This is a genomic window from Lichenifustis flavocetrariae (assembly GCF_026130545.1).
GTDB classification, from domain to species: domain Bacteria; phylum Pseudomonadota; class Alphaproteobacteria; order Rhizobiales; family Beijerinckiaceae; genus Lichenihabitans; species Lichenihabitans flavocetrariae.
Genome location: NZ_JAMOIM010000005.1, coordinates 195841 through 217855, shown reverse-complemented (window position 1 = coordinate 217855; position 22015 = coordinate 195841). Strand labels below are relative to the sequence as shown.

The window sequence follows — 22015 nt, the reverse complement described above, 5'->3', positions numbered from 1 at the left end:
AAAACTAAGATGCAATATTTTGATAAGGGCTCCGACCTCGTGCTTCCTGGGGGCGCCCCATGTCACCCGATGCGGCAGGGTTCGACAAAAAAAACCGCCTGAGCTTTCGCTCGGGCGGCTTCAAACAGAGCGGTCACCTCAAGGGCGACAACCTGGAATTTGGGGAACCTATACGCCCCGCCGCATCAATCCGAAGATCAAGGACACGACCAACAGGACGATCGCGACATAGAACACCATATGGGCAGCCCCCATAGCGGTGCCGGCGATGCCGCCGAATCCGAGGAAGCCGGCCACGATCGCGATGATCAGGAAGATGATGGCCCAGTGAAGAAGATTACCGAAGTTCATCGCTTACACTCCTATACGCTGGGTTCGACCCCGCGAAGCTAATGTGCCCGAGGCGTTTCGGCAACGATGCCACATAAACGCCTTGGTTGATCTTCCAACGATCAGATTTGTTGGGAGTTCCAGCTTCTCAAGAGACTTTCCACGTCCCGTCAGAACATGCGGACCCGAGCGGCATCGATCTCGCGTCGAAAATACCCTCGATCAATGCTTTAGCCGTGTGAGGCTGCCTCAGAGCGTGAAGTCTCGGCTTCGGACGAGAGAGCTGTCGCGATGGCGTCCAGCGCCGCCTCGGCCTCGTTTCCATTGGGGCCGCCGGCCTGGGCCATATCGGGCCGCCCTCCGCCGCCTTTCCCGCCCAGACTCTCGGCACCGATGCGAACGAAGTCGACCGCATTAAACCGTGCGGTCAGGTCTTTTGTGACGGCGACCACGAGGCCGGCTTTCCCATCGGGAGCCACGCCCACGATCGCCACCACGCCCGAACCGATCGCCTGCTTGGCCTCGTCCGCCAATCCCTTCAGGTCCTTCATCTCGACGCCGGAGATGGCACGGGCGAAGAAGCTGACGCCTGCCACCTGCCGGACCGCCGATGCTGCGTCCTGACCTCCGGCTCCGCCTCCCATGGCGAGGCGCTTACGCGCCTCAGTCAGTTCGCGTTCCAGGCGCCGGCGTTCCTCAATGAGGGTGGCGAGCCGCTCCGGTACGATTTCGGTCGGCGCTTTCAGGAGCCCCGCGGCCTTTTCGAGAAGCTGCGCCTCGGAGCGAAGCTGCCGGCGGGCCGTCGCACCGGTGAGAGCCTCCAGGCGGCGGACCCCGGACGAGACGGCGTTTTCGGCCACCAGCGATATGAGCCCGATGTCGCCGGTGCGGCGTGCGTGGGTCCCGCCGCAGAGTTCGACCGAATAGGGCGCGACGGCGCCGTTCTCGCCCTCGATCGTACCCATGGACACGACCCGGACCTCGTCACCGTATTTTTCACCGAAGAGCGCGCGCGCGCCGCTCGCTCGCGCCTCATCGAGGCCCATGAGCCGGGTGGTGACCGGCTCATTGCGAAGAACCATGCTGTTCGCGAGCTCCTCGACGGCCGCAAGTTCGTCGTCGCTCATCGGCTTCTGGTGGGAGAAGTCGAAGCGGAGGCGATCCGGCCCGACGAGCGAACCCTTTTGGGCCACATGCGGTCCCAGGACCTGCCGAAGAGCCTCGTGCAGAAGATGCGTCGCGGAGTGATTGGCCCTGATGGCGGTGCGGCGGGCATGGTCGACCGTGAGTTCGACCGCCGCTCCTTTCACGATCGTCCCGTCTTCGACCGTGACCGCATGGACAAAGAGATCGCCAAGCTTCTTCTGGGTCCCGGTCACCGTGACCCGAAGACCGGGCGCCGCCATCGTCCCCGTGTCGCCCACCTGGCCGCCCGATTCGCCGTAAAACGGCGTCTGGTTCAGGATGACCAGCCCGGACTGTCCCGCCGGCAGGCTGTCGACCTCGTGACCGTCAGAGACCAGCGCCATCACGACGGCTTCGGCCTTTTCTTCGCGGTAGCCCAGGAACTCGGTCGCGCCGACCGCCTCCTTGAGGCCGAACCAGATCGCCTCGGTGGCGGCCTCGCCCGACCCCGACCAGGCGCGTCGCGCCTCCGCCTTTTGGCGCGCCATCGCGGCCCCGAAGGCGTCCTTGTCCACCCCGATATCGCGGCTTCGCAAGGCCTCCTGGGTGAGGTCGAGAGGGAAACCAAACGTGTCGTACAGCCTGAACGCGACGTCGCCGGACAGCGTCGCCCCAGCGGAAAAATCGCGCGTCTCGTCTTCAAGCATCGAGAGACCCCGCGCGAGGGTCACGCGGAACCGCGTTTCCTCCAGGCGCAAGATCTCGGCGATCCGGTCTTCGGCGGCAACGAGCTCTGGAAAGGCTTGTCCCATCTCGCGGACAAGGGTCGGGACCAGGCGCCACATCAGGGGTTCGCGGGATCCGAGCAGCTGCGCATGCCGCATGGCTCGTCGCATGATGCGGCGCAGCACATAGCCACGTCCTTCATTCGACGGATCGACACCGTCCGCGACCAGAAACGACGCCGCGCGCAGGTGGTCGGCGATGATGCGGTGGCTCGCGGCCTGTGGTCCGTCGGGATCGACGCCGGTCGCAGAGGCGACGGCCAAGATCAGCGCGCGCATCAGATCGATGCCGTAGTTCGACGTTACGCCCTGGAGAATCGCAGCGATCCGTTCGAGGCCCATGCCGGTGTCGATCGACGGGCGCGGCAGGGGCACGCGCTCGCCGGGAGCGACCTGCTCGAACTGCATGAAGACGAGGTTCCAGAATTCAAGGAAACGGTCGCCGTCCTCCTCAGGGCTGCCGGGGGGGCCGCCCCAGAGCTTTTCGCCTTGATCGAAGAATATCTCGGAGCAAGGACCACAGGGCCCGGTTTCGCCCATGGCCCAGAAATTGTCCGATGTCGGGATTCGAATGATCTTGCTGTCGGGAAATCCCGCAATCTTCTTCCACAGATCATAGGCTTCGTCGTCCGTATGGTACACGGTGACGAGCAGCCGATCCTTGGGCAGGTCGAAATGCTTGGTGATCAGGGTCCAGGCCAGTTCGATCGCATCGGCCTTGAAATAATCGCCGAATGAAAAATTGCCGAGCATCTCGAAGAATGTGTGGTGTCGGGCCGTGTAGCCGACATTGTCGAGATCGTTGTGCTTGCCACCGGCGCGGACGCATTTCTGCGAGGTCGTGGCCCGGTTGTAGGGGCGCTTCTCCACCCCGGTGAAGACGTTCTTGAACTGGACCATGCCGGCGTTGGTGAACATCAACGTCGGGTCGTTGCGAGGCACCAGCGAACTCGACGGAACGATTTCGTGGCCCGCCTCGCGGAAGAAATTGAGAAAAGTCGACCGGATCGCGTTGACGCTGCTCATGCCAAAACTCGACTGCGGGTTCACGGACAATCCGGTTTCCGCCCTCGATGTCACGGCTGCGAGGCAAACGCTCCGAAGTGGTTGGAAAAACCAGAACGAATGTCTTCTAGCGAGCGCCTCAGGCCCTGTCGAGCGATGCGCGTCATCGCCCGACACCTGCCATCGCCGAGGACGGCGACTTAAGCTTCGCCTTCGTCTTCGGGCTCAGGAGTGCCCAGGATGCGCTCGGCGATCAGGCCCGCGTTTTCCCGCACGGCCTGTTCGATGCGCTTTGCGATTTCCGGGTTGGCTTTGAGGAAACCCTTCGAATTCTCACGACCCTGACCAAGCCGCTGGCTGTCATAGGAGAACCAGGCGCCTGACTTCTCCACGACGCCTGCCTTGACCCCGAGATCGATGAGTTCGCCGATCTTCGAGATCCCCTCGCCATACATGATGTCGAACTCGACCTCCTTGAACGGCGGTGCGACCTTGTTCTTCACCACTTTGACGCGTGTCGAGTTGCCGAGCACCTCGTCGCGATCCTTGATGGCGCCTGTGCGGCGGATATCGAGGCGTACGGAGGCATAGAATTTCAGCGCATTGCCGCCTGTCGTCGTCTCAGGCGAGCCATACATGACACCGATCTTCATGCGGATCTGATTGATGAAGATCACCATCGTGTTCGACCGGGAGATCGAGCCCGTCAGCTTGCGCAACGCCTGGCTCATCAGCCGCGCCTGGAGGCCCGGCTGCACATCGCCCATCTCGCCTTCGATCTCGGCGCGCGGCGTGAGGGCCGCCACGGAATCGATGACAAGCACGTCGACAGCGCCCGAGCGCACCAGCGTGTCGGTGATCTCAAGCGCCTGCTCGCCGGTGTCGGGCTGCGAGATCAGCAGGTCTTCGAGATTGACCCCGAGCTTGCGGGCATAGATGGGATCGAGCGCATGTTCCGCGTCGACGAAAGCGCAAACACCGCCGCGCTTCTGGGCCTCCGCGATGACATGGAGTGTCAACGTGGTCTTGCCCGAGGATTCAGGCCCGTAGATTTCGATCACGCGGCCGCGCGGCAGACCACCGACCCCAAGTGCGATATCGAGGCCCAGTGAACCCGTCGGAATCGTCTCGATCTCCACGGCCTTCTGGTTCTTGCCGAGGCGCATGATCGAGCCCTTGCCGAACGCACGCTCGATTTGCGAGAGCGCCGCGTCCAGCGCCTTGGTTTTATCCACAGAGGTTCCTTCCACGAGGCGGAGATCAGCCTGAGCCATCGATGAGCACCTTCTTGTGACATGGGCGGCGGGACGCCGCAACGCCTCTCAATGTACTTGGTTTGTTCTATTCCGCAAGAGGGAGACGAACGAAAATCGGGTGACGTTCAATGAAGCGAGCGGGAGTCAAGGAGAGTTGTGAACTTTCCCCTAACTGGTGCGTTTTCGGTGCAGAAAAGTGGAGAACTCCTCATGGACCGCATGACGTTTTATGCCGCAGGTGCTCTTATGGCATGGGTGTTGGTGGCGACCGCCGCAATTCTCTAAGCGGTCAGCACAAAAAAAGGGCCGAGGCGATGAGATCGCCTCGGCCCTTTTTGTGTCCATTTAGCGGGAGTAGAACTCGATCACGAGGTTCGGTTCCATGTGCACCGGGTAGGGCACCTCGGTGAGACCTGGAACGCGGGTCATCTTGGCGACGAACTTGGACTGATCGATCTCGAAATAATCCGGCACATCGCGCTCGGCGAGCTGGGCGGATTCAAGAACGATCGCCAGCTGCTTCGACGTGTCCTTCACCTCGATCGTGTCACCCACCTTGACCTGATAGGAGGCGATATTCACGCGACGGCCGTTGACCTTGACGTGCCCGTGATTGACGAACTGGCGCGCCGCGAAGACCGTCGAGACGAATTTGCAGCGGTAGACGACCGCATCCAAGCGACGCTCCAGCAGCCCGACGAGGTTCTGGCTCGAATCGCCCTTTAACCGGATGGCTTCGGCATAATATTTCCGGAACTGCTTCTCGGAGATGTTGCCGTAATAGCCCTTCATCTTCTGCTTGGCCTTGAGCTGGGTGCCGAAATCGGTCGGCTTGCCCTTCCGGCGTTGGCCGTGCTGGCCGGGGCCGTATTCACGGCGGTTGACGGGACTCTTCGGGCGACCCCAGATGTTCTGCCCGAGACGGCGGTCGATCTTATATTTGGCTTGTATGCGCTTTGTCATCGCGGTTCCTCGCGTGAGTGGGTGAGGAACGCGCCCTCCTGTGCCGCACCTTCGCCGCTGACGAAGGTGAAGCCGACAGATCGCTTCTCATGCAGAGAAAAGATCGCGGGTGCGTTGCCATCCGCCGAAACCGGCGCATGGACTTTAGCTCCGACAAGCGAAAGGCTTGCGGAGGTAGGGGTGAGCTACAGAGCCGAGCGGCAGATGTCAATGCCGGGCCCATGTCCTGACAAAGTCCTGCACGCGGGTCCGCTGCGTCGCGTGGACAAGCCGCGCCGGGCTTGGCACTATGCGACCGGACGCAAATCGGTTCATCTCGTTGTGCGTTTAGACCAGCACGTTGGGCGATCCCGCGTGCCTCATCAAAAGGCTCGAATCGAAGGATGAATCCCGGCGAACCGGAACTGGACCCGCCGTTCGAGGTCGTCGAGCCTGTTGGACAGCGCTCGAACGTCGTTCTGAGTTCGCCACATTCCGGCGACGTCTATCCGGATCGTTTCATTGCGAGCGCCCGATTGGACCGGCAGAGTCTGCGGCGGTCTGAGGATGCTTTCGTGGATTCGCTGTTTCGCGGCGGCGTCGATTGCGGGGCACCTCTGCTGCGTGCCCGGTTTCCACGCGCCTTCCTGGATGTGAATCGCGAGCCTTATGAGCTCGATCCACGCATGTTCGATGGGCGTCTGCCGCCCTTCGCCAATACGCGATCGCCGCGGGTGGCGGGCGGCCTCGGTACGATCGCGCGTGTCGTCGGTGAGGCGCAGGAGATCTACGCGCGTCGGCTCAGCGTCGACGAAGCCATTGTGCGGATCGATACGCTCTACAAGCCTTATCATGCGCGGCTGCGGCAGCTCATCGAGGAGGCGCAGCATCAGCACGGCACCGCGCTTCTGATCGATTGCCATTCCATGCCGTCGTCGATTGTTTCGACCAACATGGGTGGGACCCATGACGACAAGGTGCGCGCCGATGTCGTCCTCGGCGACCGTTATGGTACGAGCTGCGATCGCCGCGTCGTCGACGTCGCCGAAGCCACCCTCAAGGGGTTCGGTTATCTGGTGGAGCGCAACAGACCCTATGCGGGGGGGTTCATCACCGAACATTATGGTCATCCGGCCACCCACCGTCACGCCCTGCAGGTCGAGATCAATCGCAACCTCTATATGGAGGAGCGGACGCTGCGGCCGACTGCCGGTTTCGCGACGTTGGCGGGCCACCTTGCGGAGATGGTCGCCCGGCTGACGACCGCCATGATGACCGACACCCGTGTCGCCGCGGAATAGGCCTGCACGAAAAAAAGGGCTGCCCGTGTTGCCACAAGCAGCCCAAGTCTAGGGAGGAAACGCCCAAGAAGGGCATGTGCAGCAACAAGGTTGCTGCACCGCACTCATATGCCACCGCATTGCACAATATACAAGGGCCTCTAGTTCATTTCATAACGCGGCGTGCCGCATCGCTGACTGGGTTCTCGGCCTTGCAGCATTTCGGGAGAATGTGATGACTGCCGTAGATTTCGAAGCATTCGTGGGGGAACTGGCGCGGGCCGCCGGTGAGGCCGTTCGGCCGTTCTTTCGAACCGCTCTGTCGATGCGGGACAAGTCGGCGGGCGTCGCCTTCGATCCTGTGACCGAAGCCGATCGGGCCGCCGAGACCGCGATGCGGCAGATGATCATGGAAACGTTTCCGGCGCATGGCATCGTGGGCGAAGAGTTCCCCGACCATCAACCCGATGCCGAGTACCGCTGGGTGCTCGACCCGATCGACGGCACCAAGAGTTTCATTTGCGGCTTCCCGACCTGGGGCACCTTGATCTGCCTCGAACACAACGGACGCCCGGCCTATGGCATGATGCACCAGCCTTTCACGCGCGAGCGCTTCATGGGCGATGGCGCACGCGCCAGCTGGTCAGGTCTCAATCCGCACGGAACCGAGATCAGCCACCATCTGCGAACCCGACCCTGCGCCACCATGGCGGAAGCCACAACCATGACCACGAGTCCCCGGCTGATGCAGCCAGCCGAGCGAGACCGCTATGCACGCGTCGAGGATGCGGCCCGTTTGTCACGCTATGGTGGCGATTGTTACAGTTATTGCATGCTCGCGGCCGGTCACGTCGATCTGGTCATCGAAAGCGGGCTCAAGCCCTACGATATCGCGGCCTTGATTCCGATCGTGACCGGCGCCGGGGGGCTGGTTACCACCTGGGATGGTGGGGACGCATCGCAGGGCGGTCAGGTCATCGCGGCGGGAGATGCGCGCGTGCACGAGCTGGCCCTGGCGCTGCTGAACGGCTGACGGGGTGCGGCCTGGACGATGCCGGCTCTTGGAATTCGGGAAGAGCTGCTCGTTCAGCCCTGACCGGACGGGCCGGGGTCGAGGATCTTCTGCATGAAGAGAAGATCGAGGTAGCGTCCAAATTTGAAGCCAACCTCCGGCAGCGTGCCGACGACGGAAAAGCCGAACGCTTCATGCAGGGCGATCGAGCCCTGGTTGGTGGCGTCGATGCCGCCGATCATCACATGCTTGCCGATCGATGCCGCCGCCTCGATCAGCCGAGGTAGCAAAAGTCGCGCGACGCCTTTGCGGCGGTGCTGTTCGTGCACGTAGATCGAATGTTCGACGGTGCGGAAATAGCCGTCGTGGGGGCGGAAGTCGCCGAAGGTGGCATATCCCATCAGCGTATCGCCCTCGACGGCCACCAGGAACGGGTAGCCCTTGGCGCGCCGCTCGGCCAGGATCGCCGCACGGTTCGCGAGATCGACCGGGTGGACCGACCAGATCGCGGTCGTGTTGAGGACGGCATCGTTGTGGATCTCGAGGATCGCCGGGAGGTCCGCGTCCCGGGCGTCCCGGATCATGCAGGGCATAGGGTCATTCCAGTCTCTCGTCTGCGTTTCAGGACGTCGGCCGGCCGGGGATGTCCCCGGGGTCTCCTGGTGGCGCTTCCGCCGTGAAGGCACGACGGCGGTGCACCGCGTGCCCCTCCGCCCAGTCGAGTTCCTCCTGGACGGTCTGGAAGGCCACATCGCCGATTTTCTGGCTCCGGCGCAGTTTGTGCAAGGCCTCGCGCTCCGCCCGAATGGCCTTGAGCCTGAGGCGTCCAAACACATGCGGCTTCAGCGTGTCTTCGGGCGGCGTGTCTTCCCGCAGCCTGAAATTATATTCCTTGCGCAGGATCATGGCTTCCGGACGGCTGTCATGCCGAAGCGTGTCGAGCGCCGCACGCGCGCTTTCCTGGCGGGCAAATACCTCCTCGCGCGCCACCATCCCGTCGTCGGTGAGCCTCAGCCATCGGATCAGCGGACCGAGCGTCAGACCTTGGATCACCAGCGTGCCCAGAACGACCGCGAAGGCCGCCGATATCATCAGGTCGCGATGAGCCAGACCCGAGGCGCTTCCTTCGGGGAGCGCGAGGGCGGTCGCAAGCGTCACGATTCCCCGCATGCCGCACCAGCCGAGCACGACGGTCCCGCCGAAGCTCGGCATGTGAGAGCGGTCGCCACCCGCGCGCCGAAGGCGGTACCGGACGCCCGCCGCATAGATCATGGTCCAGCCTAGTCGAACCAGGATGACCGTCAGGAGGATCGCCAGGGAAAACCCGAGATAGCTGCCGAGCCGCCCGTCGGCGGTGCGTCCAATCTCCTTGAGCTGGAGGCCCATGAGGATAAACGCGAGGGCATTGAGGACATAGACGGCCACATCCCAGACCGCAAAGGAGCTGACCCGGGTTTCTGCGCCGCCATGCGCGGAGGCGTTCCTGGCCAGCGTGATGGCATAGGCCACGACGGTCAGGATGGGAGAAAGGCCGAGCGCGTCTGCGAGAACCCAGACCGCAAACGTCCCCACGAATTGCATCACGATGGAGACAGGGCCCTCCGCGAGGCGGCGTGTCAGCAGGGGGAAGAGGCGCGCCAAGGCGTAGCCGAGCACCAGGCCGCCGAGCGATCCGAGCACGAAGAGCGGCAGCGTCGTCCATGCCGAAAAATGTCCCGTCAAGGCGTAGAGAGCAACCCGATAGATGAGGAGCGCGGTGGCATCGTTGAGGAGGCTCTCGCCTTCGAGAATGACCAGAATCCTGTAGGGCGGCGACAATTGGCGCAGCACGGCGCTGGCCGCCACCGCGTCGGGAGGCGCCACGATGGCGCCGAGCGCAATGGCGGCGGCCCAGGGAAGATCCGGCACGAGCGCATGGCTGACCAACGCGACGGCCACGACCGTCACGCCGACGGCGGCGATGACGAGGCTGCCGATCGGCCGCCAGTTCGTCTTGAGGTCCCGCAAGGAGGTGTCGTAGGCTGTGTCGAGAAGAGCCGGCGCGACGAACAGAACCAGGGCGAGGTCGGGATCCAGCCGGGCCGAAATGGTTTCGCCCGGCAACAGGGCGAGCGCCGCACCACACACCGCCAGAAGCACGGGGAACGGCAGGCCGATCCGCTGACTGAAAGTCGTGAGAACTGCGGCGCCCAACAGCAGGACAATAACGAGTTCGAACAGGGCCATGTCGCGACGCTAAAGAAACGGCAGTGTCGGCTCAAGCGTCACGGCACGCTCAGGGACGCGGATCAGCCTTCCACAAAGAAGAAACCCAGCGCCAGCAGAGCGTAAACGCCAACGAGCAGCAGCCCTTCGAACCAAGTGGTTTCGCCATCCGCGGCAACCGCCCGGACGATGAAGGCAGTGCCGGCGATGGCGAAGAGTTGAAGCGGGTTCGAAAATACGAGCGTCATCGGATGGCCCATGAGCCATGACACGAGGACGAGCAGCGGCGCCACCACGAGGGCGATCTGGATGGCCGAGCCGATGGCAATATTGAGGACCAGGCTCATCTTGTCCTGCCGCGCGAAGGTGACCGCGGCGAGCAGATCACCGCCTGTGCCGACGAGCGCCAGAACCACCACGCCCAGGAAGGTCGGCGAGAAATTGAGGGCGCTCGCGGCCTCCGTCAGCGCGTCCGACACGATCTCGGCTTCCCAGGCCACCATGGCGGTGGCGGCCACGAGAACCGCGATGGTCTTGCCGAGCGACCATGTGGGCTGGCCTCGCTCGTCGCTGCTGGCGAAAACGTCGCGATGGGTCACGAGGGTGTAGATGAGATTGCCGCCGTAGAGCGCGAGCAGGATCGCCGAGACGCCAAGACTCAGTTGCTCGTCGGACAGGCCGACGTGATTGTTGTGGACGACGCTGCGGGCGGTGAGATCGAAGGTCGCGGGCAGCAGCAACGCCACTGTGGCAAGCATCAGCAGCGTCGACAGGAGGCCGACCCGCTCCCGATCGAACACCTGCTTGTCGCGGCCGAGCCCGCCCGCCAGGATCGCGAGCCCCAATCCTAAGAGGGTGGTGCCCATGATCGAGCCGGTCAATTGTGCCCGCACGACCTCGGCCTGCCCGTCAAGCAGGACGAACAGGGCCAGGATGATCTCGGCGACACTGCCAAGGCTGATGCTGATCAGGCCGCCGACCGCCGGTCCCGCACGTTCGGCGAGTTGCTCCGTGGCGCGACGGGTCCAGTCGGCCAGGATGCCAAGCGCGACAGCACTGAGCCCGAAGACCCAAGGCGCGGGCGCATGGATGACGTAATGGAGCAGCAGCGAGAGGGGAACAGCGAGAAGCGCGAGAAGAGCCATGCGGCGCTAACGCCTAGATCATCGATTCGACTGTCTTGAAGACCGCATAAAGAAATCCGGCGCTGAGAGCTGTGCCGATGACGCCCGCGACAATGCCCGAGACAACCAGGAGGCCGTCGCGCTCGACCTGGCCGAGACCCACGAGGCACACTGCGACCCCGAACGGGACCTGTCCGATGAACGGCGCCGCGAACAGCATTCCAATGGCGAGCGACATGAGGAGAAGCCCGCTCAACACGCCGCCCATGCGCGCGTCGAACAGGTTCCAGCGCGGCTGCGACCAGCGCTCCAACCGGTTGACGAAGGGAAGCGCCCGCCCAACGGCGCGTACGAAATCCGCCCGGGGGACCGATCGGGTCATCAGTGATCGCGGCAACCAGGGTGAGGGCCGCAGAAATACCATCTGACCCGCGACAACGATGAGGACCACCGCACAGAGGGCCGGGATCGGCGGCGGCATCGGCAGGCAATTCGGCAAGCCCAGAAGAACGACGAGCAGCGCGAACGACCGGTCGCTCAAGGCACCGAAGATCGTCTTGACCGCGATGCGCTCACCAGGCTCATTCGCGAGAATCGTGAGCACTTGGGACATGCGCATGGACCGAACAATGACCCTTCAACGTGGCCGCGCGTTGTAACGGTCCTCGCCCTGGAAGGAAAGCCGACCTTTCCTGACCCGATGCTCCGCGCAATCGGTAAAGGCCGGGTTGCCGTCAGACACCGAGCCTTTGCTGGACATAGGCCAGAATCGCGGGGTCACGGAAGTCCGCGCCGGCAACGGCCGCTCCCGCCTTCACCAAGGTGGCCGGATCGAAGGATGTTGCCAATCCTACGACTCCCAGTTTGGCCGCGACCGCAGATGCGATTCCCGCACGCGAATCCTCGAAGGCCACCGATGTGGAGGCTGCGGCGCCGAGCGCGTCCAACGCCGTGAGATAGGGCAGGGGATGTGGCTTGGCCTGCGCCAATTCGGGCCCGATCACGATGATCTTGAATCGATGCCGGAGCATCAAAGCATCTAGGACAGCATCTGCATTGAGGCGCGGCGCATTGGTGACGACGGCGCACGGGATCTCCTTGGCGTCCGCCCAATCGAGGAGGGCTGTCAGCCCGGAGGCGGCTTCGATTTCGAGAATGCGCTCCCGATAGGTCGCTTCCTTACGCTCCATGATCTCGGCATGTTCAGTCATCGCCACGTGGGGCAGAAACTCGGCCGCGATCTCAGGATTGTTCCGACCTATCACCCGCGCCTTGTAGATGTCCCAGTCGATCGTCACCCCGTGAGGCGTCAAGACACTGTTGAATGCCTCGAAATGCAGGTGATCCGTTTCGGCGATCGTACCGTCGAGATCGAAGAGAAGGCTTGATGTCATAGCGTCCGTTACCACGGCCTGGGGCGACCGGGGAAGTCCGCTGCGCCGTCGCTAACGCTCCGTTAACCGTGTCCGTTTAGATCTGGTTTACGTTCCCGATGCCGCTGAGAACCCCTCCATGAGCCTCGCCGAAGACCTTCCCCGCTCCTATTTCGGCTCTCTGAGCCGCCATACTCCACAGAAGCTGCCGCGCGTCTCGCTGGCCGATCTCGCAAGCCGGTCTGTTTCGGAGGACGGCAAACAGATATCGAATCGCGCTGGTATCGCGCCAACGCCGAGCGTTCACCCGGAGGCCGAACAGCATGAGCCCGCGGTCGTGCCGATGCCGCGTAAATCCGAGCGGGGCGCCACCGGCGAAACGAGCCTCGATCTTCTCGATCGCGCCTCGAAGGGCATGTCTTTCATCCTGGGCCGCTACAAGCAGCTTGAGGACCACGTGAAACAGATCGACGCCTGGTCCAACGCGCAGATTGAGGCCGCGGAAACCCAAGCTGCGCGGTGGCAGGAAGCGGCCGCCCTTGCCGAGAAGCGGCTTGAGGAATGTCAGAAAAGCCTCGACATCATGGTCCGACGTGCGGAAACGGCGGAACAATGCATGCATCGCGACAAGGAAGCCCTTGAAGTTCTGCAGAGTCGCATCATCCAGGCCTTCGGGTTTGGATCAGAAGCGCATGACGCGATCAGCGCGGGACTGGAACTGGACCAGCCAGGCGGTCGGGCGAAAGATCAACATCAACAGCAGGCCAGAGCCGGTAGGCAGTAGGACGTCTGTCATAAGTCTTTGACGAGGCGCAACGCGTCGTAGATCGCCGCATGGGTGTTGCGGGCCGCGACCGCATCACCGATCCGGAAGAGCTGGAAGGCGCCTTCGGGATTATGCAAGCGCGCCTGTGTGCGTCCGGCGATCAAGGCGTCGTGATCGACCTCGCCCCCGTTGCGAGCGAGGGGCTTCAGCTCGAAATAGAGCTCGTCGAGAGGCCTTGTGCCGCCATTCACCACGACCTGATCGACGAGGCGCTCCTTCGCGACGCTGCCGTAATCGCTGCCGATCTTCGCGAGGATCTGATTGCCCGCGCGAACCGCCGAAAGAAGCCGGAACGTCACCGTGAAGGTCACATCCTGCTTCTGCAGTGATCGCATATAGGGCACGAGGTTCATGCCCATGACCTCCGGCGCGAAGGTGCGATCGGGTGTCATCACTTCGAGCCTGGCTCCCGCTGCCGCAATCACTTCGGCGGCCTGCAGGGCGGCATGATCGCCCGCATCGTCGAACAGCAGCACGTTCGATCCGGGTTTGACGTCGCCGGACAGGATATCCCAGGCCGAGACCACAAGGTCGTTGCCTGCCGTCAGCATCTCGACATGGGGGAGTCCACCTGTGGCGACGATCACGACATCGGGCCGCTCGGCCTGCACCACGTCGGCATCCGCCCATCTGTTGAACCGGAACACGACCCCGCGCGATTCGCATTGCGCCATGCGCCAATCGATGATGCCCATCATCTCGCGGCGGCGCTGGCTCTGCGCCGTAAGACGAACCTGCCCGCCAGGCTGGCCCGCGGCCTCGAAGACCACGACCTCGTGGCCACGGGCCGCAGCGACGCGGGCCGCCTCCAGACCGCCCGGACCCGCACCGACGATGACGATCCTGCGCCGGTCCGCGGCCTTGCTGATGTCATGGGGCATCGACAATTCCCGCCCGGTCGCGGGGTTGTGGATGCACAGCGCCTCTCCGCCCTGGTAGATTCGATCCAGGCAATAGTTCGCGCCGACGCAGGGACGAATGTCGTCTTCGCGCCCGGCCATGATCTTGCGGACGATGTGCGGATCGGTCATGTGGGCACGCGTCATGCCGATCATATCCACCTTGCCGCTCGCCACGGCATGCCGCGCCGTCGGAACGTCGGGGATGCGGGCCGCGTGGAAGGTGGGTAAATTTGTCTCGGCCCGGATCTCGCCGGCGAAATCGAGATGCGGCGCACTCGCCATACCCTGAATGGGAATGACGTCAGTCAAGGCGGCGTCCGTATCGATATGGCCGCGAATCACGTTCAGGAAGTCGATGAGGCCGCTCGCCTTGAGACGGCGCGAGATTTCGAGACCTTCGGCCTTCGTCAAACCCCCATCGAGAACCTCGTCGGCCACATAGCGGATGCCAACGATGAAATCGGACCCCACGCGCTTGCGGATGGCGGTCAAGACCTCGAAGGCGAAGCGAAGCCGGTTGTCGAGAGATCCGCCGTAGGGGGCCTCGAGCGTATTGGTGGCGGGAGACCAGAACTGGTCCATCAGATGCCCATAGGCTTCGATCTCGATCCCGTCGAGGCCGGCGGCTTTCATGCGTTCGGCCGCGTCGGCATAGTCGCCGACGATCCGCGTGATGTCCCAATCCTCGATCAGCTTCGGCACGGCCCGATGCGCCGGTTCGCGATGATGTGACGAGGAGACGACGGGGAGCCAGTCGCCCCGGTCCCACCGCGTGCGACGCCCGAGATGCGTGAGCTGGATCATGACGGCGGCGCCATGCTCATGACAGGCATCGGCAAGCTCGCGCATCCAAGGAACGACTTCGTCCTTGTAGGCCAAGACGTTGTTGAAGGCAGGAGGGCTGTCGGTGGCGACCGAGGCCGAGCCGGCCGTCATGGCCAGCGCAATGCCGGCTTTCGCGCGCTCGGCGTGATAGGCCCGGTAGCGCGCCTTGGGCATTCCGTCTTCCGGATAGGCCGGTTCATGCGCGGTCGTGATGATGCGATTGCGCAGGACGAGATGTTTGATGCGGTAGGGTTGCAGCAGCGGATCGTTGCTCATGGAACCAGTCTTTGCGCCGAAACCAGGCGCAAAGACCATCGTAAAACCGACCGATCCGCAAGAGTTCCCGTCGCGTCACGCTCACACGGTTGCGGCGACGCGTGCTTCGGAGGCGGGTGTGAACGGGTGGATCGTCGCGTCGTGCGGCCGGAACAGGAAGCGCCGCGCGACATCGGCATACCCATTGTAGACGAGGCCACCATTGTCGATGACAAGGCGCTGGCGATTGGCGCGATACCACGCCGGCAGCTCGTACCACGGCACACGCGGCAGCTCATGATGCGCGGCATGAAGGTTGTTGAAGAGGAAAAGCGGCCCGAAGAACCAGGCGTTCTCGACGATCGCGGTTCGCTCGAACACCCCTTCGTGGGCGCGATGCTCCGCGAAGGATCGCAAGAGCAGAAGCGACGTGCCGGCGTAGATGGTCAGCCCGTAAAGAAGTGGGTCGACCCGGCAGACCCCGAGCGTCCATAGGAGGACAGGGACGCAGCCGATCGCATGGGATCGCCAGATGCGCCGATGCCATCCGGGGCGTGTTCGTACAGCATGGAACTCCACCACGAGATAGCGGCTGATGTTCCAGGCGGGGCCGATGACGAGGCGTCCCGCCAAGGTCGTATGAGCCCGTACGACGAGGCGACCCAAGGGCCCTAAGGCCTGCCAATCCGCAGGCGACCAGTAATAGCTCTCAGGATCATCGAGCGGATCGGTCAGCTTTTCGTCGCAGTGATGCACGAGATGCGACATTCGGTAGGATTCGAAGGGCAACCACAGCGACAGGGGAACGGACGCCAATGCCCGATTGACTCTGGACCAGGGGGTCGGATGGCCGTGGATGAACTCGTGCTGCATGGAGGAATGCCATGCGATCAGGAGCGCGCCGAGCGGCAGGAACACCCAGACGGGCAGGCGGTCGCTCCACCATGTCAGCCCAAGGAAACTGCCGTAAATTGCGAAACAGAGTGCGATCGACGGCCATTCGAGCCTTTTCGATCCCGGTCCCGACATCTCATCAACTCCCGGTCAGTGCTGCTGCGAATCGCCGCACCCCATGATGAAGGCTTCACGTCAAGACTCAACGATATTGATGTCGCAAACGGCCGCGTTTGTTTACAGTTATATCTTCTTGCCGGTTTTGATCTCTTCGCGCGACTGTCCCATGAAATCCAACACTGCCTCCGTGTTTCGGAAACGCCTGGAAGCCGTCCTCCTGCGCTCCGGCGAGAATGCTTCCACCTTTGCTCGCTCCGCCGGGATCGACAGGTCCACGCTGGCCCAACTGATGTCCGGAGACGATCCGCGCCTGCCGCGGTCCGAGACGCTGATCGCCATCGCGCGGCATGCCCGTGTCTCGGTCGACTGGCTGCTCGGACTGAGCCAGCGCGAGGAGGCCGGGGCCGAAATCATCAGCGCCATGCTGCAGATCGAGGAGCACGGCGACATGCCGGCCGGCGATCATTTCACGGCTTGGCTCAAGGAAGCGGAAGGTTTCCGCATTCGAACAGTCCCGGTTGCGCTGCCGGATTTCCTCAAAACGGAAGCGCTACTGCGCTTCGAGTATCGGCGCGGCTTCGAAAGTGCCTCACCGATCCAGCTGAAGGCCGTGCGGGCGCGGCTCGATTTCATGTGCAGCCCGGACAGCGACGTTGAGGTTTGTGTCGCGTTGCAATCGCTGCAATTGCTGGCGCGGGGGGAGGAGCGCTGGGCCGGCTTTCCTGCCGAGGACCGGCTCGCGCAGATCGAACACATGGCCCGCATCTATCACGCGTCCTATCCGAGTCTGCGGCTCTACCTCTTCGACCTGCGGGACGTCTATTCGGTGCCGTTCACGGTGTTCGGCGCCAAACGGGCGGTCGTGTTCCTGGGGCCGAGCTATTTCGTCCTGAACGATGCCGACCATATCCGGATGTTTTCGCGGCGGTTCGACGATCTGATCCGCCTCGCTGTCGTGCAGCCGCACGAGGTCGAGCGCACCATGCGGGCGCTGCCGAACCTCGTGGGTTGAGACTCGGTCAAACTGTTCCTGCGGACCGCCACCCGAAGGTGGCCCTGATCCGATCCCGCAACCCATCGCGGACGCTGCGATAGGCGTCGAGCACGACGCTGCGGCTTCCCTCGACTGCGGTCGGGTCCATGGTGGGCCAGTACACGACATCCACGGCCATCGTCCGCGTGAATTCGAGCGCCTTGTGATGGGCCTCCGGCGACAGCGTGACGATCAGATCGAAACTCGTGTCTTCGAGGCTTTCGAACATCTGTGGCTGGTGACGCGACAAGTCGACCCCGACTTCTTCCATGACACTCGTGACGAACGGGTCGCGATCACCCGGCCGCACCCCCGCCGAAGCCACATAGATCGAACGCCCGAATTGCAGCCCGGCCAGGGCGGCGGCCATGGGCGAGCGCACCGCGTTCTCGGAGCAGGCGAATAGGATCGATTGCACGCTGGCCGTGCTGCCGAACGTCATGGCCCCGCCGTGCCCCGCATCGCGGTCAGCCTTTCCAGTGCAGCGCCGTCAGGAGCGTGAAGAGACGTCGCATGGTGGCGAAATCGGCCTCGATCTTGCCGCGCAAGCGTTCCGCCAGCCGTTCCGCGCCTTCATCGTGCAGTCCCCGCCGACCCATGTCGATCGCTTCGATCTGGGACGGCGGCGCGGTGCGGATGGCCGCGACATAGCTCTCGCAAACCATCATGTAGTCCTTGAGGATCGATCGGAAGGGGCGCAACGACAACAGGTGCAGGACGACCTTGTCGCCGCCGGGGGTTCGGATATCGAAGGCGAGCTTCGCATCGTGGATCGCCAGGGTCAGCGCGTAGGGGCCGCCCGCATGGCCCGGCACGATGAAGCGGTTCACCTCGATCAGGTCTTCGATCGCGGTGCGCCGCTCATGGGCTTGATCCGGTGTTCCGTGGCCGATCGACGCTTCGTCGAGCGTCACGGAAACAAGACAGTCCTGGCGCGGCGCGTCAGCCACGACGGGTGCGGATGTCGACCGATGCAGCATGGGCGTCGAGCCCCTCGGCCCGACCCAGCGCGATGGCGGCCGGTGCCAAGGCCGCAAGATTCGTCGCATCGCAACGAAGGATCGACGTCCGCTTCATGAAATCGAGAACTCCCAGGCCGGATGAAAACCGAGCCGAGCGCGCGGTCGGCAGGACGTGGTTCGATCCACCCACATAGTCGCCGATCGCCTCTGGTGTGTACGAACCCAGGAAGATCGCGCCGGCATTGTGGATAGCGTCTGCGAGGCCTTCGGCATCCTCGGCGATGATCTCGAGATGTTCGGGCGCGAGGCGATCAACGAGCCGCACCGCGTCCCGGAGATTGGGCACGAGGATCACGGCGCCGAAATGGCGCCAGCTCGCGCCCGCGATGGCGGCGCGGGGCAGGGTGGCGAGCTGCCGCTCCACCTCACGCTCCACATCCGCCGCGAGCGCCGTGTCGTCGGTGATCAGAATGGATTGCGCGGCCGTATCGTGCTCGGCCTGCGCAAGGAGATCCGCCGCGATCCATGCGGGTTCGGCTGTGCGATCGGCCAAAATGACAACCTCCGACGGCCCCGCGATCATGTCGATGCCGACCGTGCCGAACACGCGGCGCTTCGCGGCCGCCACGAAGGCGTTGCCGGGTCCCACGATCTTGGCGACCGGCGCGATCGTCGCCGTGCCGTAGGCGAGAGCGGCCACTGCCTGGGCGCCGCCGACGCGGTAGATCTCATCCACGCCCGCGAGGCGGGCCGCGGCCAGGACGAGCGGGTTGAGCACGCCGTCGGGCGTCGGCACCGTCATCACCACCCTGGCGCAGCCCGCCACCTTGGCCGGCACCGCGTTCATCAGCACCGAGGACGGGTAGCTGGCCGTGCCGCCCGGCACATAGAGGCCGACCGCCTCGATCGGGCGCCACCGCCAGCCGAGTTCGACACCGAGCGCATCCGTGAAGCGGAGGTCCGCAGGTTTCTGGCGAGCATGATAGGCTTCGATCCGGCCATGCGCGAAAGCGAGAGCGTCCCGTGCGTCGCGTGGCGCGCGATCGATCGCGTCGTCGATCTCCGCTTCGGACACGCGCAAGCTTTGCGCCTTGAGGTCGACCCGGTCGAAACGGTGCGACAGCTCGATCAAAGCTTCGTCGCCCTTGGCCCTGACGTCGTCGACGATTGATTTGACGGCGGCGTCCACGTCCGCATCACTGTCGCGCGCCGCTGCCAGCAGTGCATCGAATGCCTGTTCGAACCCCGCCTCGCTCAGGTTCAGCCTGTTCATCGCGTTTTGCTCCCGCCCGTGCAGGGTTCTGCTTAGCGAGCGGCGTTCGCGTCGTCGAGTTGGTGCTTGGGGCAATCCGACACGGGCCAGCGATCCCCGAGATCGCGCATCTCCGCTTCCAGGCAAGCCACATCGAGCTTGATCGCCTTGCCGGCCGCGAAGGTCAGCCTGACCTCGCCGGCCGGACTATCGGTCGGCGTGAACGACACCGCGAGGAGTTGAAGTTGCAGCGCGGGGTCGTTCTGCCCAAAGCCGATGCGCTGGACGCGTGACACCTGCTCGAAGTGAAACCCCGCCCGCCGCCGCTCCTGGCGGCCGGCCGCCAGACTTTGCCATTCGATGCGCGAGACAACCAGCGCGAAGCGCTGCGCGCCCGGAAGGTATGCGATATCGGCCAGGTCCAGCAGGGCGTCCTGCAGATGGGCCGACATCACTGCGAGGTCTTCCTCGTCGAGGACGACGAAGCGGAGCGCCTGATCCTGTATGGACGATGTCTGGTTCGCGCTCATGTCTCGGTCGCCTTGGTGCGGGCAGGTGCTCCTGCGATCGACAGGAAGGATAGTTTGCGTTCGGGCTGAGACAAGCCTCGGACCCGATCCTCGTCGTGGAGAGGGAACTCAACACCTTCTTGGCGCGTCACCCATACAGTTCTCGCCGGCTGAGACTCGAACGGCTTTCAACGCGCAAGAACATCGTCAAGGAGGAAGTTTCTATGCGCATTTCTACGTTGATCGGAGCCGTTGCCCTGGCCGGCCTTATCTCCGCTGCTGCCCCCGCCATGGCGCAATCCGACGGCGCCATGCCGATGAAGCATCACATGATGCACAAGCGTATGATGCACCATAAGATGATGATGCACCACAAAATGCGGATGATGCATCATCGCTCGATGCACCGGAAAATGATGAACAAGATGTGAAGAAGATTTAGACGGGCCTGATAAAGGCTCTTGCTTCATGTTGCGCTAACAAGCTGGGCCGGCGACTCGCCGGCCTTTCGCTTTATCAATACCGAAGCCTTCAGTGGCTGCCCGAGAGACGCTCGACCACCGCACCGCACATGCTGAGCTTGCGCTCGAGGTTTTCGAAGCCGCGATCGAGGTGGTAGACGCGATTGACCGTTGTCTCGCCTTCGGCCGCGAGCGCCGCGATGACGAGCGAGACCGAGGCCCGCAAGTCGGTCGCCATGACCGGCGCCCCGGTGAGGGTCTTGACGCCTTCAACGATCGCGGCATCACCTTCAAGACGGATGTGGGCTCCGAGACGTGCCAACTCGCTCACATGCATGAAGCGGTTCTCGAAGATCGTTTCCGTGATGCGCGAAGTGCCCTTGGCCTTCGTCATCAACGCCATGAACTGCGCCTGGAGGTCCGTGGGAAACCCTGGGAATGGCTGCGTTGTGATGTCCACCGGCGAGATGCCAGCCCCATTGCGGGCGATCCGGATGCCTTCGTTCGTCGGGGTGACGCGCGCACCAGCTTGCGCTAGCGCGTCGAGCGCACCCTGCAACTGGTCAGGCTGAGCCCCTTCGAGGAGGACATCGCCGCCCGTCATGGCGACCGCCATGGCATAGGTACCGGCCTCGATCCGGTCAGGCAGAACGGCGTGTCGCGCACCACCCAGCCGGGCCACGCCCTCGACCTCGATCGTGGTCGTCCCGGCGCCTTTGATGCGGGCCCCCATCTTGACCAGGCAAGCCGCGAGGTCGGCCACTTCCGGCTCACGCGCGGCGTTGTGGATCACGGTCTTGCCCTCGGCCAGCACGGCTGCCATCAGGGCCGTATGCGTGCCGCCGACCGTCACCTTGGGAAAATCGATCTCGGCGCCACGCAGGCCACGCGGCGCTTTCGCGACCACGTAGCCGGCATCGATCTCGACAGTGGCCCCGAGCCGTTCGAGCGCCATGAGAAGAAGGTCGACCGGCCGGGTTCCGATCGCGCAGCCGCCCGGGAGAGACACGCGCGCCTGACCCATCCGGGCCAGAAGCGGCGCCACCACCCAGAAGCTCGCCCGCATGGTGGAGACGAGTTCATAGGGGGCCGTGGTGTCGACGATATGTCCGGCCTGCAGGTGAACGGTCTGGCCCGAGATGGCTTCCTCGCCCGCCCGCTTGCCGTTGATCGAGTAATCGACGCCGTGGTTGCCGAGGATGCGCACGAGCGAACTAACATCGGCGAGCCGCGGCAGGTTTTCGAGCGTCAGCGCTTCTTCAGTAAGGACGCTCGCGATCATCAACGGCAGGGCGGCGTTTTTGGCGCCCGAAATCCGGATCGTGCCATTCAATGGCCGGCCGCCCACAACACGAATACGATCCATTCAACCTCGCTTGGCCCGCATCCCCCGCGGACGAATCCTTAGCTCTCGTCGCCCGGTGCATCACGCGATTGTGGCTGTGTCGCGTCGCGACCGCGCGTCTGGTCCTTCCGACGCTTTAGATTGGCCCGAAGAGCTTGCGCCAGCCTCTCTTCGCGCCGCATGGCGTTTGAGGA

21 protein-coding genes are annotated in these 22015 nt (G+C 63.6%); 5 read left to right on the top strand and 16 right to left on the bottom strand.

Annotated features, from left to right (window positions below; genetic code table 11):
- Nucleotides 1-168: 168 nt before the first annotated feature.
- The 4 genes from M8523_RS10200 to rpsD form a co-directional block, all read right to left on the bottom strand.
- A complete protein-coding gene (locus M8523_RS10200; RefSeq protein ID WP_282584752.1) occupies nucleotides 169-351 on the bottom strand; it encodes a DUF1328 domain-containing protein in 183 nt (60 codons plus the stop codon).
- A gap of 209 nt (nucleotides 352-560) precedes the next feature.
- Complete coding sequence (gene alaS / locus M8523_RS10195) at nucleotides 561-3266, bottom strand: alanine--tRNA ligase (protein ID WP_282584751.1); 2706 nt, start codon at nucleotides 3264-3266, stop codon at nucleotides 561-563.
- A 179-nt stretch (nucleotides 3267-3445) separates the two neighbouring features.
- Nucleotides 3446-4519 (bottom strand): recombinase RecA, encoded by a 1074-nt coding sequence (recA, locus tag M8523_RS10190; RefSeq protein WP_282584750.1) that lies wholly within the window; start codon nucleotides 4517-4519, stop codon nucleotides 3446-3448.
- A gap of 327 nt (nucleotides 4520-4846) precedes the next feature.
- Entirely contained in the window at nucleotides 4847-5464 is a 618-nt protein-coding gene (gene rpsD, locus M8523_RS10185) for a 30S ribosomal protein S4 (protein ID WP_282584749.1), read from the bottom strand.
- Nucleotides 5465-5847: 383 nt separating this feature from the next.
- On the opposite strand from rpsD, the gene M8523_RS10180 reads away from it, so the two are divergent.
- Both M8523_RS10180 and hisN read left to right on the top strand, forming a co-directional pair.
- Nucleotides 5848-6744, top strand: a complete 897-nt coding sequence (locus M8523_RS10180) for an N-formylglutamate amidohydrolase (RefSeq protein WP_282584748.1) — start codon at nucleotides 5848-5850, stop codon at nucleotides 6742-6744.
- A gap of 214 nt (nucleotides 6745-6958) precedes the next feature.
- A complete protein-coding gene (gene hisN / locus M8523_RS10175) occupies nucleotides 6959-7756 on the top strand; it encodes a histidinol-phosphatase (protein WP_282584747.1) in 798 nt (265 codons plus the stop codon).
- Nucleotides 7757-7809: 53 nt separating this feature from the next.
- Here the strand turns inward: hisN and M8523_RS10170 are convergent, their stop codons facing one another.
- The 5 genes from M8523_RS10170 to M8523_RS10150 form a co-directional block, all read right to left on the bottom strand.
- Complete coding sequence (locus M8523_RS10170) at nucleotides 7810-8328, bottom strand: GNAT family N-acetyltransferase (protein WP_282584746.1); 519 nt, start codon at nucleotides 8326-8328, stop codon at nucleotides 7810-7812.
- Nucleotides 8329-8356: 28 nt separating this feature from the next.
- Entirely contained in the window at nucleotides 8357-9961 is a 1605-nt protein-coding gene (locus M8523_RS10165; RefSeq protein ID WP_282584745.1) for a cation:proton antiporter, read from the bottom strand.
- 62 nt (nucleotides 9962-10023) lie between these two features.
- On the bottom strand, nucleotides 10024-11085 hold the full coding sequence (gene cax / locus M8523_RS10160) for a calcium/proton exchanger (RefSeq protein ID WP_282584744.1): 1062 nt from the start codon (nucleotides 11083-11085) through the stop codon (nucleotides 10024-10026).
- A 13-nt stretch (nucleotides 11086-11098) separates the two neighbouring features.
- Nucleotides 11099-11683 carry an exopolysaccharide biosynthesis protein gene (locus M8523_RS10155; protein ID WP_282584743.1) on the bottom strand — a complete coding sequence of 195 codons (585 nt, stop codon included), beginning with the start codon at nucleotides 11681-11683 and terminating at the stop codon, nucleotides 11099-11101.
- 115 nt (nucleotides 11684-11798) lie between these two features.
- Nucleotides 11799-12458, bottom strand: coding sequence for an HAD family hydrolase (locus M8523_RS10150; RefSeq protein ID WP_282584742.1), 660 nt, complete (start codon nucleotides 12456-12458; stop codon nucleotides 11799-11801).
- 118 nt (nucleotides 12459-12576) lie between these two features.
- On the opposite strand from M8523_RS10150, the gene M8523_RS10145 reads away from it, so the two are divergent.
- A complete protein-coding gene (locus M8523_RS10145) occupies nucleotides 12577-13221 on the top strand; it encodes a hypothetical protein (RefSeq protein WP_282584741.1) in 645 nt (214 codons plus the stop codon).
- 8 nt (nucleotides 13222-13229) lie between these two features.
- On the opposite strand, the gene M8523_RS10140 is transcribed toward M8523_RS10145, so the two are convergent.
- Both M8523_RS10140 and M8523_RS10135 read right to left on the bottom strand, forming a co-directional pair.
- Nucleotides 13230-15266 (bottom strand): oxidoreductase, encoded by a 2037-nt coding sequence (locus tag M8523_RS10140; protein ID WP_282584740.1) that lies wholly within the window; start codon nucleotides 15264-15266, stop codon nucleotides 13230-13232.
- Between the two features lie 81 nt (nucleotides 15267-15347).
- Nucleotides 15348-16274 carry a fatty acid desaturase gene (locus M8523_RS10135; protein WP_282584739.1) on the bottom strand — a complete coding sequence of 309 codons (927 nt, stop codon included), beginning with the start codon at nucleotides 16272-16274 and terminating at the stop codon, nucleotides 15348-15350.
- Between the two features lie 151 nt (nucleotides 16275-16425).
- Between M8523_RS10135 and M8523_RS10130 the strand changes: the two genes are divergently transcribed.
- Complete coding sequence (locus M8523_RS10130) at nucleotides 16426-17271, top strand: helix-turn-helix domain-containing protein (RefSeq protein ID WP_282584738.1); 846 nt, start codon at nucleotides 16426-16428, stop codon at nucleotides 17269-17271.
- A 7-nt stretch (nucleotides 17272-17278) separates the two neighbouring features.
- Here the strand turns inward: M8523_RS10130 and M8523_RS10125 are convergent, their stop codons facing one another.
- Genes M8523_RS10125 through M8523_RS10110 form a run of 4 tightly spaced genes read right to left on the bottom strand, consistent with a single transcriptional unit; the run spans nucleotide 17279 to nucleotide 20036 of the window.
- Nucleotides 17279-17734, bottom strand: a complete 456-nt coding sequence (locus tag M8523_RS10125) for an arsenate-mycothiol transferase ArsC (protein WP_282584737.1) — start codon at nucleotides 17732-17734, stop codon at nucleotides 17279-17281.
- A 25-nt stretch (nucleotides 17735-17759) separates the two neighbouring features.
- Nucleotides 17760-18272, bottom strand: a complete 513-nt coding sequence (locus M8523_RS10120) for a UPF0262 family protein (protein ID WP_282584736.1) — start codon at nucleotides 18270-18272, stop codon at nucleotides 17760-17762.
- The gene (gene hisD, locus M8523_RS10115) at nucleotides 18235-19527 is read right to left on the bottom strand and encodes a histidinol dehydrogenase (protein ID WP_282584735.1); all 1293 of its coding nucleotides are present in this window, start codon (nucleotides 19525-19527) and stop codon (nucleotides 18235-18237) included. The genes M8523_RS10120 and hisD overlap by 38 nt, the downstream gene beginning before the upstream one ends.
- A 32-nt stretch (nucleotides 19528-19559) precedes the next feature.
- Complete coding sequence (locus M8523_RS10110) at nucleotides 19560-20036, bottom strand: DUF2948 family protein (RefSeq protein ID WP_282584734.1); 477 nt, start codon at nucleotides 20034-20036, stop codon at nucleotides 19560-19562.
- 95 nt (nucleotides 20037-20131) lie between these two features.
- Here M8523_RS10110 and M8523_RS10105 point away from each other — a divergent pair, with 95 nt between their 5' ends.
- Entirely contained in the window at nucleotides 20132-20446 is a 315-nt protein-coding gene (locus tag M8523_RS10105) for a hypothetical protein (protein WP_282584733.1), read from the top strand.
- A gap of 100 nt (nucleotides 20447-20546) precedes the next feature.
- On the opposite strand, the gene murA is transcribed toward M8523_RS10105, so the two are convergent.
- Nucleotides 20547-21842 carry a UDP-N-acetylglucosamine 1-carboxyvinyltransferase gene (gene murA, locus M8523_RS10100; protein WP_282584732.1) on the bottom strand — a complete coding sequence of 432 codons (1296 nt, stop codon included), beginning with the start codon at nucleotides 21840-21842 and terminating at the stop codon, nucleotides 20547-20549.
- Between the last annotated feature and the right edge of the window lie 173 nt (nucleotides 21843-22015).